The following is a 14848-nucleotide window of genomic DNA, read 5'->3' as shown; positions in this document are numbered from 1 at the left end:
CGCGGGTTGCGAGGCTCCCCCAGCTACCGCTGGGAGGTGCCCCCTGCACCAGACGCCGCTCGCTGATCCGGCCTGATCCACACGACACCCCCTAGACCTCCGCAGCTCGCACGACCGTGAAGGCCGCCCCCTCCTGGTCCGTGACCAGGGCCGCGCGCCCGGTCGCCCGGTCCGACGGCGGTTCGACCACCCGGCCGCCCAACTCGGCGACCCGGCGCGCCGCTTCGTCCACATTCGCCACCGCGAAGTGGGTCATCCAGTGCGCGCCCCGGTCGCGGGGGAGGGCCGGGTCCGCGCTGCGGATCGCGCACACCGGCCGCCCGGCCAGGCACAGGGTCCGGCGGCCGGGCTCGGGTTCCGGGGCGCTCCCCGTACCGTCCGGTTCGTAGCCGAAGACCATCTGGTAGAACTTCGCGACCGCCCCGGGCTCGCGGGCCGTCAGCTCGTGCCAGACCGGGGTGCCGGCCGGCCCCGCCTCGCGGGGCGCGGCGTGCTCGTCCTCCTGCCACACTCCGAACACGGCGCCCTCCGGATCGGAGGCGATCAGCATCCGGCCCGCCTCATCCGCGTCCAGCGGGCCCACGGCGACGGTGCCGCCGCAGGCGCGGATCATCTCCGCCGTCTCGTCGGCGTCGTTCGAGGCCAGATAGGTCATCCAGGAGAGCGGAAGCTGACGTTCTGCGGGCAGCTCGCCCAGTCCCGCGACCGGCCGTCCGTCCCGTACGGCGCGGACGTACGCGCCGAGTTGCTGTGGCCCCGGTGTGAACTCCCAGCCGAACAGGGCGTGATAGAAGTCCTGTGTCGCGGCAAGGCTGTGCACCATCAAACTCGTCCAGCAGGGCGTGCCCGGTGTGCGCCGAGTCGCTGCCTCGGTCATACGTCATTCTCTCCTCGGACCATCGTCGTGGCCGTGCGGCCCCGGGCCGGTCGGCGGCGCGGGGCGGTGATGCGGAGGTGCTGATGTGGGGGGCCCGAACGATATTTGCACCACTTGCCGCGGCAAGCGCCCCGGCCGCGCCGCACGATGCGCGCTCCGGAAGAAGAATGCCCGAATTCTCGCCGCACGCCCGTTTCGCTGCGCTTGCCATCGCGTGGCCATCAGCTGTGCGTTGGGTGATCGGGGGTCCAAACGTCGCAGGGGTATCTACGCAAGGATGGTTCCCATGAATGCCATCATCACCGCACCCGATCTCATGAACGCGCTGGCGGAGGAGCGTCCTCCGCTGCTACTGGACGTGCGCTGGCAGCTCGGCGGCCCTCCCGGCCGCCCCGCGTACGAGGCCGGGCATCTGCCCGGCGCCGTGTACGTCGATCTCGACACCGAGCTGGCGAGTCCGGCCGGGGCGGCGGGACGCCATCCGCTGCCCGATCTTTCCGCGTTCGCGGCCGCGATGCGCCGGGCCGGGGTCGGCCGGGACCGGCGCGTGGTGGCGTACGACGGCGGACAGGGGTGGGCGGCGGCGCGCGCCTGGTGGCTGCTCCGCTGGGCGGGCCACCCCGACGTCCGCGTGCTCGACGGCGGTCTGCCCGCCTGGACCGCGGCCGGCGGCGCGCTGACCACCGAGCTGCCGGGCGAGGCCGAGGGCGACTTCGTCCCGGAGCCCGGCGCCCTGCCGCTGCTCACGGCGGAGGACGCGGCCGCACTCGCGCGGCGCGGCGTCCTGCTGGACGCGCGGGCGGGCGAGCGCTACCGCGGCGAGGTCGAGCCGATCGACCGGGTCGGCGGTCATATCCCGGGCGCGATCTCCGCCCCCACCACCGAGAACGTCACCGCCGACGGCCATCTGCTGCCCGCCGGGCGGCTGGCCGAGCGCTTCGCGGACCTCGGCGTCACCGGGGACACCGAGGTCGGGGTGTACTGCGGTTCGGGCGTCTCGGCCGCACACCAGGTCCTGGCGCTGGCGGAGGCGGGTATTCCGGCGGCCCTGTACGTGGGGTCGTGGAGCGAGTGGTCCGCCGACGGCAGCCGTCCGGTGGCCACCGGACCCCAGCCCGGCTGATGTGCGCCCCGCGCAACGCTCCGGGCCCCGCCACCGACCTGCGGTGACGGGGCCCGGAGCTTGTCGGGAACGAGCGGCCCGAGGGAGCTACTCCTGTTTCTTGCGGCGCGTGCCGAAGACGATCTCGTCCCAGCTCGGCACCGCCGCCCGGCGGCCCGGACGGACGCCGTCCGCTTCCGCCTGACGGTCCGTCGTGCCGGTCAGCCGGTCCCGGTGGCCCGCGACCGAACGGGGCATCAGCACATCCGCGTACGCCGAACCCGCGCTCGCCGCCGGGGCGGCCGGCTCGACGGCCTCCGCCTCCTCCACCGGCTCGTCCGGTGGCGGTGGCGGCGCCACGACCGGCGCCTCGGGCACGACCATGTCGCCACGGAAGTTGGGCACGGCCTCCAGCAGGCTGGTCAGCGAGTCGCGCTCGCCGCCGATGCCGTCGTCCACCGAGGCGGACGGCGACATCGGCAGGGCGGACTCGTCCTCGTCGTCGCCCGACTCGAAGGACGTACCCCTGTCTCTGTCCCTGTCCCGGTCGCGCGGCAGCCGGGCGATGCGCGGCACGAAGGGGAAGCTGGGCTCCGGGGTGTCGTCGGCCTCGCCGATGAGTGTGCGCGCCTCGTCGTCCACGGCCTGGACCAGCCGCCGGGGCGGGTCGTACGTCCAGCTCGCGGAGTGCGGCTCACCGGCGACCCGGTAGACCAGCAGCACCTCCCAGGTGCCGTCGTCGCGCCGCCAGGAGTCCCACTGCGCGGTGTCCTTCTCGGCGCCGCGCAGCAGCAGCCGCTCCGCCACGGCCTCGCCGAGCTGCGGTCCGGCGTTCTCGCCGGGGCGGCGCACGGGTGTCTTACGGGCGCGCTCGGCCATGAACGCGCGCTCCGCGAGCACCGGTCCCTCGAAGCGGCGCACCCGGTCCACGGGAATGCCGGCCATCTGCGCGACCTCTTCGGCGGTGGCGCCGGCGCGTATACGGGCCTGGATGTCACGGGGCCGCAGATGGCTCTCGACCTCGATCTCGATCTGGCCGAGCCGAGCGCGGTCGTTGCGCACCGCGGCGCGCAGTCGCTCGTCGATGGGAAGTGTGTACTCCGTGCTGTCCGCAGCCTTGAGCACCAGCCGTGTGCCGTCGTTGCTGACGGCCACGACACGCAGTTCGGGCATGGGGACCTCCCGGGTGGTGCCTGCCGACGTCACGGTTGCGTCGCTGCTCTCCCGCTAGACGAGTGTGGCCTGCCCGGGTGCAGCCTGCCACAACTTTGCCGAGTTGCCCGGGCCGGTTGGTTGCCGCCCTCTGCCCCCTCCCGTTGGGTCCGGGCGGCCGGACGGGAAAGCGGGGCCAGGGCTCGCCACAGTACTCCATTCGGGCCGCTCAGGTGGAGCGGCGCGCCAGCCGACTTCGGGCGTGGCGTGGTGATCCGGCGCCGAATCCTTCGAAGTGGGGCGCAATATGGATGCCAAGTTTCACAGAAACGTCAGAATCGGAACGGTCCGCTTCGTTTATGGGCCACTTCCCCCGGCGGGCGGGAACGAATGTCCACGCCGGGGAGGGCGGCGCCGGTGCGCCCGGCCCGGCCGGGCCGCCCCCGGGCCCCGTCAGCCGCCGAGCACCCGCCGCAGGTAGTCGTTGCCGAACACCCGGTCCGGGTCGAGCCGGTCGCGCAGCGCGGTGAACTCGCCGAACCGCGGGTAGACCCCGGACAGGTACGCCGCGTCGCGGCTGTGCAGCTTGCCCCAGTGCGGGCGTCCGCCGTGCGCGGTCATGATCTGCTCGGCGGCCGTGAAGTACGCCCGGTGCGGGGTGCCCCGGTAGAGGTGGACGGCGATGTAGGCGGTGTCCCGTCCGGAGGCGGTGGACAGCGGGATGTCGTCGGCGGGCGCGGTCCGCACCTCCACCGGGAAGCTGACCCGCAGCCCCGACCGCTCGACGGTCGCCTTCAGTTCGCGCAGCGCCGGGACGGCGGCCTCGCGCGGCACCGCGTACTCCATTTCCAGGAAGCGGACCCGGCGCGGGCTGGTGAAGACCTTGTAAGGAATGTCCGTATAGGTGCGGGCGGACAGGGCGCGGCTGGAGATCTTGGCGATCCCGGGGATGGTGGCGGGAACCGCCCGGCCCACCGTGCAGGCCACCTGGAAGATGCCGTTGGACAGCAGTTCGTCGTCCACCCAGCCGCTGACCCGGCCGACCGGGGAGGCGGGGCCGGTGCTGCGGTTGTTGCGCTTGGTGTTGCAGTTGCCGGTGTGCGGGAACCAGTAGAACTCGAAGTGCTCGTTCTCGGCGACGAGTTGTTCGAAGTCCGTCATCACCCGCTCGAAGGACATCGGTTCCTCGCGCGCGGTGAGCAGGAACTCCCGCTCCACGCCGAAGGTGATCGCCGTGACCACGCCGAGCGCGCCGAGGCCGACCCGGGCGGCCGCGAAGATCTCCGGGTGCTCGGTCGCCGAGCAGCGCAGCACCGAGCCGTCCGCCGTGACCAGCTCCAGCCCCTTGATCTGGGCGGCGATCGAGGCGCTGTCGCGCCCGGTCCCGTGGGTGCCGGTGGAGGTGGCCCCGGCCACCGTCTGCTCCATGATGTCGCCCATGTTGGTCAGCGACAGCCCGTGGCCGGACAGGGTCTCGTTGAGCTGGCGCAGCGAGGTGCCCGCCGCGACGGTCACCGTGCCCGCCTCCCGGTCCACCTCCCGCACGCCCACCAGACGGTCGGGGCGTATCAGCACGCCGTCGGTGGCGGCCGTGGTGGTGAAGGAGTGGCCGGTGCCCACCGGCTTGACCCGCAGCCCGTCCGCCACGGCCTGACGCACCGCCTCGGCCAGCTCCTGGGTGGAGGAGGGGGCCACGCTCCGCACCGGACGGGCGATGACGTTCCCCGCCCAGTTACGCCACACGCTGTTCCGCTCGGTTCTTACGGTCTTGACGGCCATCCGCACCCGACCCCTCCCGCTGTGGCGCCGGCCGGAGCCGGCGATACCCGAGGAACGCCACCGCCGCCGCGAGCGCCCCGGCCACGGCCGGCACCGCGTACCCCGCGCGGGCCCCGGCGGCGTCCACCACCCCACCGGCGGCCGACGAGCCGAGCGCCACCCCGACCATGAGCCCGGTGCTCACCCAGGTCATGCCCTCGGTCAGATGCGCGCGTGGTACGTGCTGTTCGACGAGGGCCATGGTCGTGACCATCGTCGGTGCGACGGCCAGGCCCGCGACAAAGAGCGCCACGGCCAGAAACGAAAGGTTCCCGACCAGTTGGAGGGGGATCATACTCACGGTCATCGCACAAATACCCAGCAACCAGCGGAAAGACAGCGATCTTTTGAGCGGCAGCAGCCCGAAGACGGCTCCCGCCAGGCACGAGCCCAGCGCGTACACCGCCAGGACCAGGCTCGCCGCCGCCTTGTGCCCCTGGTCCTCGGCGAACGCCACCGTCGCCACGTCGACCGCCCCGAAGATCGTGCCGACCGCGACGAAGGTGAGGGCCAGCACCCGGAGCCCGCGCGAGCGCAGCGCGGAGCCGCCGCCGTGCGAGCCGCGCGGATGCGGCACGGGTTCGGTGGCCCGCTGCGCCGTGAGCCAGAAGACGCCGACGGCCAGGAAGCACGCGGCCAGCAGCGGGCCCGCCTCCGGGAACCACGCGGTGGACAGCCCGATCGAGATCATCGGTCCGAGGATGAAGCAGGTCTCGTCGACGATGGCCTCCCAGGAGTACGCCGCGTGCAGCTCACGCGGCGCGTCCTGGTGGATCGCAGCCCAGCGGGCTCGCACCATGGACCCGACGCTCGGCACACAGCCCGCCGTGGCGGCGAACACGAACAGCGTCCAGTCCGGCCACCCCCGGTGGGCCGCCAGCAGCAGCCCGGCCAGCGAGGCCAGCGTGACGAGGGTCGCCGGACGCAGCACCCGGCGCTGGCCGTACCGGTCGACCAGCCGGGAGGTCTGCGGGCCGAGGACGGCGACGGAGAGCGCGAGGGTGGCCGCCAGCGCGCCTGCCAGCCCGTACCGGCCGGTGAGTTGGGAGACCATCGTGACCACGCCGATGCTCGTCATGGCCACGGTCATCCGCGCGATGAACCCGGCCACGGAGAACGCCTTGGCGCCGGGGGCGGCGAAGATCACACGGTAGGGACTGGGTCCGGGCATGGCGGGGGCCTCCGCGGGCGGGCAGGGCGGCGGAAGAGGGGGGAACGCGGTCGGCGGAGCCGGAGTAAGGAACGTCGAAGCTGATACAGCTTACGGTCACCGTGGGGCCAGCGCAGGGGCATTTCCCGCCGGTCCGGGGCTGGTGGCAGGATCGGGACCATGCCGGAACAGCCAGCGCAGACATCCCCCGCCCCGTACGACGCCCTGCTGTTGCTCTCCTTCGGCGGGCCCGAGGGCCCGGAGGACGTCGTGCCGTTCCTGGAGAACGTCACGCGGGGCCGGGGCATCCCCCGGGAGCGGCTCGAGGAAGTCGGGCAGCACTACTTCCTGTTCGGCGGCGTCAGCCCGATCAACGCGCAGAACCGCGAGCTGTTGCGCGCGCTGCGCGAGGACTTCGCCGAGCACGGCCTCGACCTGCCGGTCTACTGGGGCAACCGCAACTGGGCCCCGTATCTGACCGACACCCTGCGGGAGATGGTCGCCGACGGCCACCGCCGCATCGCGGTGCTCGCCACCAGCGCGTACGCCTCGTACTCGGGCTGCCGCCAGTACCGCGAGAACCTCGCGGACGCGCTCGCCGCCCTGGAGGGCGAGGGGCTGCCGCTGCCGCGCGTGGACAAGCTGCGGCACTACTTCAACCATCCCGGCTTCGTCCGGCCCATGGTGGACGCGACGCTCGCCGCGCTCGCCGAGCTGCCCGAGGGGGTGCGGGCGGGCGCGCACCTGGCCTTCACCACCCACTCCATCCCGACCGCCGCCGCGGACACCTCGGGCCCGGTCGCGGAGCACGGCGAGGGCGGTGCGTACGTCGCCCAGCACCTCGATGTCGCCCGGCTGATCGCCGAAGCGGTGCGCGAGGAGACCGGCGCGGTGCATCCGTGGCGGCTGGTCTACCAGTCCCGCAGCGGCTCCCCGCACATCCCCTGGCTGGAGCCGGACATCTGCGACCACCTTCAGGACCTGCACGGCGAGGGGGTGCCCGCCGCGGTGATGGTCCCGATCGGTTTCGTCTCGGACCACATGGAGGTCAAGTACGACCTGGACACCGAGGCGGCCGCCAAGGCGGCCGAGCTGGGCCTGCCGGTCGCCCGGGCCTCGACCGTGGGCGCCGATCCGCGGTTCGCGGCGGCGGTGCGCGATCTGCTGCTGGAGCGCGCGGCCGCCGAGCGGTTCGCCGCCGGGGACGGCCCGGTGGCCCCCGAGCGCTGTGCGCTGGGCGCGCTGGGCCCCAGCCACGACCTGTGCCCGGTGGGCTGCTGCCCGGCCCGCTCGCCGCGACCCGCCGCCGCCGGGGCCGACTAGTCATACGCGCAGACGCAGTACGCACGGGGCAATCCGCTAAGGAGCACGATGACCGACTCGCTCAACGCCGAACTGCTCGATCTGGCCCTGGAGGTCGCCCGCAGGGCCGGGGACCTGCTGCGGGACGGCCGCCCGGCCGACCTCGGCGTGGCCGCCACCAAGTCCAGCCCGATCGACGTCGTCACCGAGATGGACGTCGCCTCCGAGAAGCTGATCACCGACTTCCTCGCCACGCACCGCCCGCAGGACGGGGTGCTGGGCGAGGAGGGCGCGAGCAGCGAGGGCAGCAGCGGCGTCCGCTGGGTGATCGACCCGATCGACGGCACGGTGAACTACCTCTACGGCCTCCCGTCCTGGGCGGTCAGCATCGCCGTCGAGCGGGACGGCGAGCCGGTCGTCGGCGTGGTGGCGGCGCCGATGCGCGGCGAGACGTACCACGCGGTGCTCGGCCAGGGCGCGTACGCGAACGGGGAGCGCGTGCGGGTGCGCCCCGCGCCCCCCTTCGAGCAGGCGCTGATCGGCACCGGCTTCGGCTATGTGCGCGAGCGCCGCATCGGGCAGGCCAGGGTCCTCAACGAGCTGGTGCCCCAGGTGCGCGACATCCGGCGCGGCGGATCGGCCGCCATCGACCTGTGCGACGTGGCCTGCGGGCGGCTCAACGCGTACTACGAGCGCGGGCTCAACCCGTGGGACTACGCGGCCGGCGCCCTCATAGCCCGCGAGGCGGGCGCGCTCACCGGCGGACGGCCGGGCGTACCGGCCTCGACGGAGCTGACCATCGCCGCGGCCCCGGGGCTCTTCGAGCCGCTGCGGGACCTGCTGGAGGAGCTGGGCGCCTGGCACGACTGAGCCGGGACCCCGCGCACGCGAAGCGCCCCGGTGCCAGGAGGGCACCGGGGCGCTTCGGCGTGGATTGTGCCGGTCGTGCTCAGGAATCGGTGTACCGGAGCTGGATCGGTCTCCGTCACACCGGGTGATCGAACAAGCGGATCAAGCGGCGCTTACTTCCACGCCATGCTCGGCGGCGAGCCGGCGGAGGTCTTCCAGCTCCGCCAGCTCCACGTCGGCGAGGAAGTCGTCACCCGTCTCACGGGCGCGGGTGAGGTCGGTCTTGGTGGTCTCTATACGCTGCAGAATGCCTGCGGTGAACGCGTCCATGGTGCGCCCCCTCGTCGTGGGTCGGTGGCACGGGGGTGTGCCGACGGCGGGAGCGATCACGTACGTGAATCCCTGAGGGTGGCAGCGGCATCAATGGATAGCCACATACAGGGCGTGATCGCGGGGTGTGCAGTCGTCCTCCCCACCCCACTCGGAGCGGAAACCTCCGGCACCAAAAGTTTCTCAACGATCTTGGAATGACGTTGAAGCGATCGTGAAGTGGGCCCCGGGACCGCCGGGACCTCTTACCGCCGGTTTATGAGACTTCGAGGCAGGATGGAGGCGCCGAACGCTCATCGAGTTCGGCGAGATCACGCCCGCTGCGGCGCATGAGAGCCCGTCGCGGCCCACCAAGCCCGCCGCGGCCACGAGGGAAGGACGAACGACGTGCGTGTACTCGTCGTCGAGGACGAGCAACTGCTCGCCGACGCGGTGGCCACCGGACTGCGCCGGGAGGCCATGGCCGTCGACGTCGTGTATGACGGTGCCGCCGCCCAGGAGCGCATCGCCGTCAACGACTACGACGTCGTGGTCCTCGACCGTGACCTGCCGCTCGTCCACGGTGACGACGTGTGCCGCAAGATCGTCGAACTGGGCATGCCCACCCGCGTCCTGATGCTCACCGCCTCCGGCGACGTCAGCGACCGCGTCGAGGGGCTGGAGATCGGCGCCGACGACTACCTCCCCAAGCCGTTCGCCTTCAGCGAGCTGATCGCCCGGGTGCGGGCGCTCGGCCGCCGTACCACCGTCGCCCTGCCGCCGGTCCTGGAGCGGGCCGGGATCAAGCTGGACCCGAACCGCCGCGAGGTGTTCCGGGACGGCAAGGAGATCCAGCTGGCCCCGAAGGAGTTCGCGGTGCTGGAGGTCCTGATGCGCAGCGAGGGCGCCGTGGTCTCCGCCGAGCAGCTGCTGGAGAAGGCCTGGGACGAGAACACCGACCCGTTCACCAACGTCGTCCGGGTGACCGTCATGACGCTGCGCCGCAAGCTCGGCGAGCCCGCGGTGATCGTCACGGTCCCCGGCTCGGGTTACCGGATCTGACCGGGCATGGCCACGACTCCGCTCCCGCCGGCGGCCCCGCCCAAGCCCAGCTGGGACCCGCAGCACACCTCGCCGCCCAACCCCTGGCTGCGCCCCACCATCCGGATACGGCTCACCCTGCTGTACGGCGGGATGTTCCTGATCGCCGGTGTGGTGCTGCTGACCATCATCTATCTGCTGGCGGCGGACGCCATCCGCCGGGGCAGCGAGTTCCCGCTGCAGATCGTCCGGATCGACTACAAGCCCTCCGACACGTGCCACCTGCCCAGCCAGGGCAACAACGACGCGTTCAACCGGGCGGTGGCCCAGTGCATGTCCCAGCAGCGCGACTTTGCCCTGGACGGGCTGCTGCGCCGCTCGCTGCTGGCGCTGCTGGGGCTGGCCGTGGTCGCGTTCGCGTTCGGCTACGCCATGGCCGGGCGGGTGCTCTCGCCGCTGGGCCGCATCACCCGTACGGCGCGTCAGGTGGCGGGCTCGGACCTGTCCCGGCGGATCGAGCTGGACGGCCCGGACGACGAGCTGAAGGAGCTGGCGGACACCTTCGACGAGATGCTGGAGCGACTGGACCGGGCGTTCACCGCGCAGCAGCGGTTCGTCGCCAACGCCTCGCACGAGCTGCGCACCCCGCTGGCGATCAACCGCACCCTGCTGGAGGTGCAGTTGTCCGATCCACAGGCGTCCCCGGAGCTGGTCCAGCTCGGCAAGACGCTGCTGGCCACCAACGAGCGCAGCGAGCAGCTGGTGGAGGGTCTGCTGCTGCTGGCCCGCAGCGACAACGAGATCGTGGACCGCAAGCCGGTGGATCTCGCCGAGGTCGCCTCCCAGGCCCTGGAACAGGTCCGTTCCGAGGCCCAGGCCAAGGGCGTGGAGATCCGGGGCGAGCGCGCGGCCGCGGTGGTCCAGGGCAACGGGGTGCTGCTGGAGCGGATCGCGCTGAACCTCGTGCAGAACGCGGTGCGCTACAACGTCGAGGACCACGGCTGGGTGGAGGTGACCACCGAGGTGCGGCAGGGCCAGGCGCTGCTGGTGGTCGCGAACACCGGGCCGGTGATCCCGGCGTACGAGATGGACAACATCTTCGAGCCCTTCCGCAGGCTGCGCACCGAGCGCACGGGCAGCGACAAGGGCGTGGGCCTGGGGCTGTCGATCGCCCGCTCCGTGGCGCGCGCCCACGGCGGCCGCATCGCGGCCGAGCCGCGGGAGGGCGGCGGCCTGGTCATGCGGGTGGTGCTCCCGGTCTGAGCGCGGAACGGCGAAACGGCGAATCGGCGGAATGGTCAAAGGGGGAGTACCCTCGTGGGGTGTTCGCTTTGGGCGGAATTTTCGTGATCCGCCCACCGCCCGTATCGTGTGTGATCGATCACATGGGCGATTTTCAAGCCATACACTCTGCGTGATCGTGCCGGTTGCCGGAAAGCCGTAAAAATCCGGGTTTTCAGGCACCGTGATCACGGGAAGTACACGTCATGGCGCATGAGAGTGCGACATTCGGACCGTGTACGGTCCCGATGGCCATCCAACCCGATCACCTCTTCAGGGGTGCGGTTGGGTGTCGATTGAGTAACAGACCTTGATGTGAGGCAAAATCTCCGCCTCAGGTCGGGCACAAGTCCGGCCTCTCACGCGTTACGAGCGCTGAGACACCGCAGACACCCAGAGGGGGAGAGCGACATGGCAACGGATTACGACACCCCACGCAAGACCGACGATGACGTCAACGAGGACAGCATCGAGGAACTCAAGGCCCGCCGGAACGACAAGTCGGCGTCCACTGTCGACGTCGATGAGTTCGAGCAGGCCGAGGGCCTGGAGCTGCCCGGCGCGGACCTCTCCAACGAGGAGCTGTCCGTGCGGGTGCTGCCCCGCCAGGCCGACGAGTTCACGTGCATGAGCTGCTTCCTCGTGCACCACCGCAGCCAGCTGGCCGCCGAGACCAAGAACGGCCAGCCGATCTGCCGCGACTGCGCGGCCTGAGCCGCAGGCCAGGCGTGGACGCGGAGTCCGGTGACGGGGACGAGGCGACGCATGTCGAGCGAGGCCGGGCGGCCTCGCTCGCGGCCGCCCTCGGCCGCGGCGTCCGGCGCAGCGGTGGCCGTGCCAGGGCGGGGGTGTACGCGGTCGCCGACCGGATCGCGGCGAACGCGCCGCGCATTCCGGTCCGCGACCTCGCGGCCCTGCGCAAGCAGTTCCCCGGGCTCGGCCCGGAGGAGATCGCGGACAAGCTGGTGGCCGGTGCGGCGAACGCCACCTCCACCGTGGGCGCGGGCGTCGGTGCCGCGGCGATGCTGCCGACCCCGCCGGCGATGCCCACCGAGCTGGCCGCCGAGATCGTCGGCGTGGCGTCCATAGAGTTCAAGCTCATCGCCGAGCTGCACGAGGTCTACGGGGTGCGGGCGCCCGGGTCCGTGCGGCAGCGGGCCGCCATCTACCTCGGCGCGTGGTCCGAGGAGCGGGGCATCGACCCCACCGTCCCGGCCAGCGTCAACGCCGCGCTGAACGTCCAGATGAAGCGCGAGCTGCGCCAGCGGGTGCTGAGACGGAGCTTCCGGAACCTGCCGGTCCTCGCGCCCTTCATGGTCGGCGCGGCCGTCGGCGCCTCGATGAACCGGCGCGACACCAAGAGACTCGCGCGCAAGGTCCGCAAGGACCTGCGCGACCGCCAGGTGCCCTGGGACGCCCTCCCCCCGTCCCCGGACGCCCCCGGCGAACCGCCCGCCACCCCCGGCGAGCTGCCGCCCCCGTGGCCCGGCCCGCGGGACACCCTCTAGGAACGCCTCCTCAGGCGCGTACGGCCGTCAGGGCCGCGGCCAGGCCCTCGGGGTCCCGGGTCGAGACGTACACGTACGGCGTCGGATCCTGCGGATCGGTGACCTCGACCCGCAGCGCGGTCGGGATGTAGCTCCGCAGCAGCATGTAGGCCCGTGGATCGGCCTTGTACGTCCGCCAGGCGGCCGCCTCGTCGGCGTCCAGCACCTCGGCGGTCCCGAGGGCCGACACCGGGATCCTGGCCTCTCCCGCCACCAGCGAGCCCGCCACCACCCGCACCCGGGCCGAGCCGTACGAACTCACCACCACGCAGGCCAGCGCCGCGCCGCCGATCAGGCCGCCGAGCATTGGCAGCGTGCCGAGCGGCAGCAGGGCCAGCGCCGTGCCGATCCCGATCAGAATCGCGATGAACCACCATGAACGGGGCGCGGTGAGACGTTCGTCGTAAGGCTGCATGCGTATCAGCTTGGCATGGCCGCCTGCCCAGGCATCTCTCGCGGGTAAGGTCAGCCGTTGTGAGTGGAAGAACGACAGTGCTGAAGCCGCCGGACGGCGCCACGGCACCCGTGCGCCACCCCGACGCGCCCGCGCCCGGGGAGCCCCTCGGCGCGCACTACGAGCAGTGCTTCGGCTGCGGCGAGCAGAGCGGCGGCCTGCGCCTGCGGGCGCGGGCGGGCGAGGGCGTCGGCCTCACCGCCGAGTTCACCGTGGACGCCGCCCACCAGGGCGCGCCCGGCCTGGCGCACGGCGGGGTGCTGACCGCCGCGCTGGACGAGGCGCTGGGGGCGCTGAACTGGCTGCAGCGCGTGATCGCGGTGACCGGGCGGCTGGAGACGGACTTCGTCCGGCCGGTGCCCGTCGGCACCGTGCTGCACCTGGAGGCACGGGTGACCGCCGTGCACGGCCGCAAGATCTACTGTGCGGCCACGGGACGCATCGGGGGTCCCGAGGGGCCCGTCGCGGTGCGCGCGGAGGCCCTCTTCATAGAGGTGCGGGTCGACCACTTCATCAAGAACGGCCGGCCGGAGGAGATCAACGCGGCGCTCTCCGACCCGGATCAGGTGAAGGTCGCGCGCGCATTCGAGGTGAATCCGTGACTCCCGTACCGGTGGACGTGTTGATCCGCAGGGTGGACCCCCAGGTGCCGATCCCGGGGTATGCCCACCCGGGGGACGCCGGCGCCGATCTCGTCACGACCGAGGCGGCGGAGCTGGCCCCGGGGGAGCGCGCGGTTCTGCCCACCGGAGTGTCTATCGCGCTCCCGGAGGGGTATGCCGCCTTCGTGCATCCGAGGTCCGGACTCGCCGCCCGCTGCGGGGTCGCCATGGTGAATGCCCCGGGGACCATCGATGCCGGGTACCGTGGAGAGATCAAGGTGATCGTGGTCAACCTGGACCCGCGCGAGAGCGTGCGGTTCGAGCGCTACGACCGGATCGCCCAGATGGTCGTCCAGCAGGTCGAGAAGGTGCGCTTCCAGGAGGTGGCGGAGCTTCCCGGGTCGGCGCGGGCCGAAGGGGGCTTCGGGTCCACCGGCGGTCATGCCGCCGTGGACGGCACAACGGGTGGGAATGGATACGCTTCGGTCGGTTCCGACCGGGAAGGACGATGACGTGTTCGGACGTCGCCGCAAGCGCAGCGAGGAGGACGTCGAGTCGCTCGACGTGACCTCCGAGGAGTTGGCCGAGGACGCGGAGGACGCGGCGGGCCTCGTCGACGACGAGGGCGACGCGGAGGCTCCCAGGGTGAGCCTGCCCCCCGCGCCGCGCCCCGACGGCCCGTGGGACGTGTCCGAGGTGCGGGAGCCCGGCGAGGGCCGGGTGGACCTCGGCGGCATGTTCGTGCCCGGTGTCGAGGGCATGGAGCTGCGGGTGGAGGTCGCGGGGGACGCGATCGTGGCCGCGACCGTGGTGCTGCGGGACAGCGCCGTGCAGCTGCAGGCGTTCGCCGCGCCGAAGAAGGAAGGCATCTGGACCGAGGTGCGGGACGAGATCGCCACCGGCATCACCCAGCAGGGCGGTGTGGTGGACGAGGTCGAGGGCCCGCTCGGCTGGGAGCTGCGGGCCCAGGTGCCGGTGCAGCTGCCGGACGGCAAGAACGGCGTCCAGGTGGTGCGCTTCATCGGGGTCGACGGGCCGCGCTGGTTCCTGCGCGGAGTGATCTCCGGGCAGGGCGCCGTGCAGCCCGAGACCGGCAGCCTGCTGGAGGCGATCTTCCAGGACACGGTCGTGGTGCGCGGCGAGGGCCCGATGGCCCCGCGTGACCCGATCGTGCTCAAGCTGCCGAACGACGCGCAGATGGTGCCCGACGGGGTGCAGCAGGACGAGGCGCAGGGCTCGCGGTTCGCGGGCGGCGCCGACCAGCTCCAGCGCGGTCCGGAGATCACCGAGGTGCGCTGACCGGAGGCCACACCGCGTACGTAAGGCCAGGTCCGAAGGGGTCCGGGGAGTCTTCCCGGGCCCCT

General features: G+C 72.3%; 16 protein-coding genes. 10 read left to right on the top strand and 6 right to left on the bottom strand.

Annotated features, from left to right (window positions below):
• Positions 1-91: 91 nt before the first annotated feature.
• Entirely contained in the window at positions 92-877 is a 786-nt protein-coding gene (locus ABZ562_RS28030; RefSeq protein ID WP_361484794.1) for a VOC family protein, read from the bottom strand.
• A gap of 286 nt (positions 878-1163) precedes the next feature.
• Here ABZ562_RS28030 and ABZ562_RS28025 point away from each other — a divergent pair, with 286 nt between their 5' ends.
• On the top strand, positions 1164-2000 hold the full coding sequence (locus ABZ562_RS28025; RefSeq protein WP_361484792.1) for a sulfurtransferase: 837 nt from the start codon (positions 1164-1166) through the stop codon (positions 1998-2000).
• A gap of 87 nt (positions 2001-2087) precedes the next feature.
• On the opposite strand, the gene sepH is transcribed toward ABZ562_RS28025, so the two are convergent.
• From sepH to ABZ562_RS28010, 3 genes are all read right to left on the bottom strand, one after another.
• A complete protein-coding gene (sepH, locus tag ABZ562_RS28020) occupies positions 2088-3152 on the bottom strand; it encodes a septation protein SepH (protein ID WP_361484790.1) in 1065 nt (354 codons plus the stop codon).
• A 432-nt stretch (positions 3153-3584) separates the two neighbouring features.
• Positions 3585-4910 carry a D-arabinono-1,4-lactone oxidase gene (locus tag ABZ562_RS28015; protein ID WP_361484788.1) on the bottom strand — a complete coding sequence of 442 codons (1326 nt, stop codon included), beginning with the start codon at positions 4908-4910 and terminating at the stop codon, positions 3585-3587.
• Positions 4864-6120 (bottom strand): MFS transporter, encoded by a 1257-nt coding sequence (locus ABZ562_RS28010; protein WP_361484786.1) that lies wholly within the window; start codon positions 6118-6120, stop codon positions 4864-4866. The genes ABZ562_RS28015 and ABZ562_RS28010 overlap by 47 nt, the downstream gene beginning before the upstream one ends.
• Before the next feature lie 159 nt (positions 6121-6279).
• On the opposite strand from ABZ562_RS28010, the gene ABZ562_RS28005 reads away from it, so the two are divergent.
• Complete coding sequence (locus ABZ562_RS28005) at positions 6280-7422, top strand: ferrochelatase (RefSeq protein WP_361484784.1); 1143 nt, start codon at positions 6280-6282, stop codon at positions 7420-7422.
• Between the two features lie 48 nt (positions 7423-7470).
• Positions 7471-8271 (top strand): inositol monophosphatase family protein, encoded by an 801-nt coding sequence (locus ABZ562_RS28000; RefSeq protein WP_361484782.1) that lies wholly within the window; start codon positions 7471-7473, stop codon positions 8269-8271.
• A gap of 141 nt (positions 8272-8412) precedes the next feature.
• Here the strand turns inward: ABZ562_RS28000 and ABZ562_RS27995 are convergent, their stop codons facing one another.
• Complete coding sequence (locus tag ABZ562_RS27995) at positions 8413-8580, bottom strand: hypothetical protein (protein WP_361484780.1); 168 nt, start codon at positions 8578-8580, stop codon at positions 8413-8415.
• Between the two features lie 387 nt (positions 8581-8967).
• Here ABZ562_RS27995 and ABZ562_RS27990 point away from each other — a divergent pair, with 387 nt between their 5' ends.
• The 4 genes from ABZ562_RS27990 (at position 8968) to ABZ562_RS27975 (ending at position 12389) form a co-directional block, all read left to right on the top strand.
• The gene (locus ABZ562_RS27990) at positions 8968-9621 is read left to right on the top strand and encodes a response regulator transcription factor (RefSeq protein WP_055549765.1); all 654 of its coding nucleotides are present in this window, start codon (positions 8968-8970) and stop codon (positions 9619-9621) included.
• A gap of 6 nt (positions 9622-9627) precedes the next feature.
• Positions 9628-10863 carry a HAMP domain-containing sensor histidine kinase gene (locus ABZ562_RS27985; protein ID WP_361484778.1) on the top strand — a complete coding sequence of 412 codons (1236 nt, stop codon included), beginning with the start codon at positions 9628-9630 and terminating at the stop codon, positions 10861-10863.
• 429 nt (positions 10864-11292) lie between these two features.
• Positions 11293-11595, top strand: a complete 303-nt coding sequence (locus ABZ562_RS27980) for a DUF4193 domain-containing protein (protein ID WP_009714537.1) — start codon at positions 11293-11295, stop codon at positions 11593-11595.
• Between the two features lie 14 nt (positions 11596-11609).
• The gene (locus ABZ562_RS27975) at positions 11610-12389 is read left to right on the top strand and encodes a hypothetical protein (protein ID WP_361484776.1); all 780 of its coding nucleotides are present in this window, start codon (positions 11610-11612) and stop codon (positions 12387-12389) included.
• Positions 12390-12399: 10 nt separating this feature from the next.
• Here ABZ562_RS27975 and ABZ562_RS27970 read toward each other — a convergent pair whose 3' ends face one another.
• Positions 12400-12843: a DUF3093 domain-containing protein gene (locus ABZ562_RS27970; RefSeq protein WP_361484774.1), complete on the bottom strand. Its 444-nt coding sequence runs from the start codon at positions 12841-12843 to the stop codon at positions 12400-12402.
• 59 nt (positions 12844-12902) lie between these two features.
• On the opposite strand from ABZ562_RS27970, the gene ABZ562_RS27965 reads away from it, so the two are divergent.
• Genes ABZ562_RS27965 through ABZ562_RS27955 form a run of 3 tightly spaced genes read left to right on the top strand, consistent with a single transcriptional unit; the run spans position 12903 to position 14783 of the window.
• Positions 12903-13484 carry a PaaI family thioesterase gene (locus ABZ562_RS27965; RefSeq protein ID WP_361484772.1) on the top strand — a complete coding sequence of 194 codons (582 nt, stop codon included), beginning with the start codon at positions 12903-12905 and terminating at the stop codon, positions 13482-13484.
• Complete coding sequence (gene dut, locus ABZ562_RS27960; protein WP_079038332.1) at positions 13481-13996, top strand: dUTP diphosphatase; 516 nt, start codon at positions 13481-13483, stop codon at positions 13994-13996. Before ABZ562_RS27965 ends, dut begins: the two co-directional genes overlap by 4 nt.
• Position 13997: 1 nt before the next feature.
• Positions 13998-14783 (top strand): DUF3710 domain-containing protein, encoded by a 786-nt coding sequence (locus ABZ562_RS27955; protein WP_361484770.1) that lies wholly within the window; start codon positions 13998-14000, stop codon positions 14781-14783.
• The last annotated feature ends 65 nt before the right edge of the window (positions 14784-14848 follow it).

It is taken from the genome of Streptomyces sp. NPDC019937 (genome assembly GCF_040631655.1).
Classification (GTDB): domain Bacteria; phylum Actinomycetota; class Actinomycetes; order Streptomycetales; family Streptomycetaceae; genus Streptomyces.
This window is presented reverse-complemented; position numbering and strand designations above follow the sequence as displayed.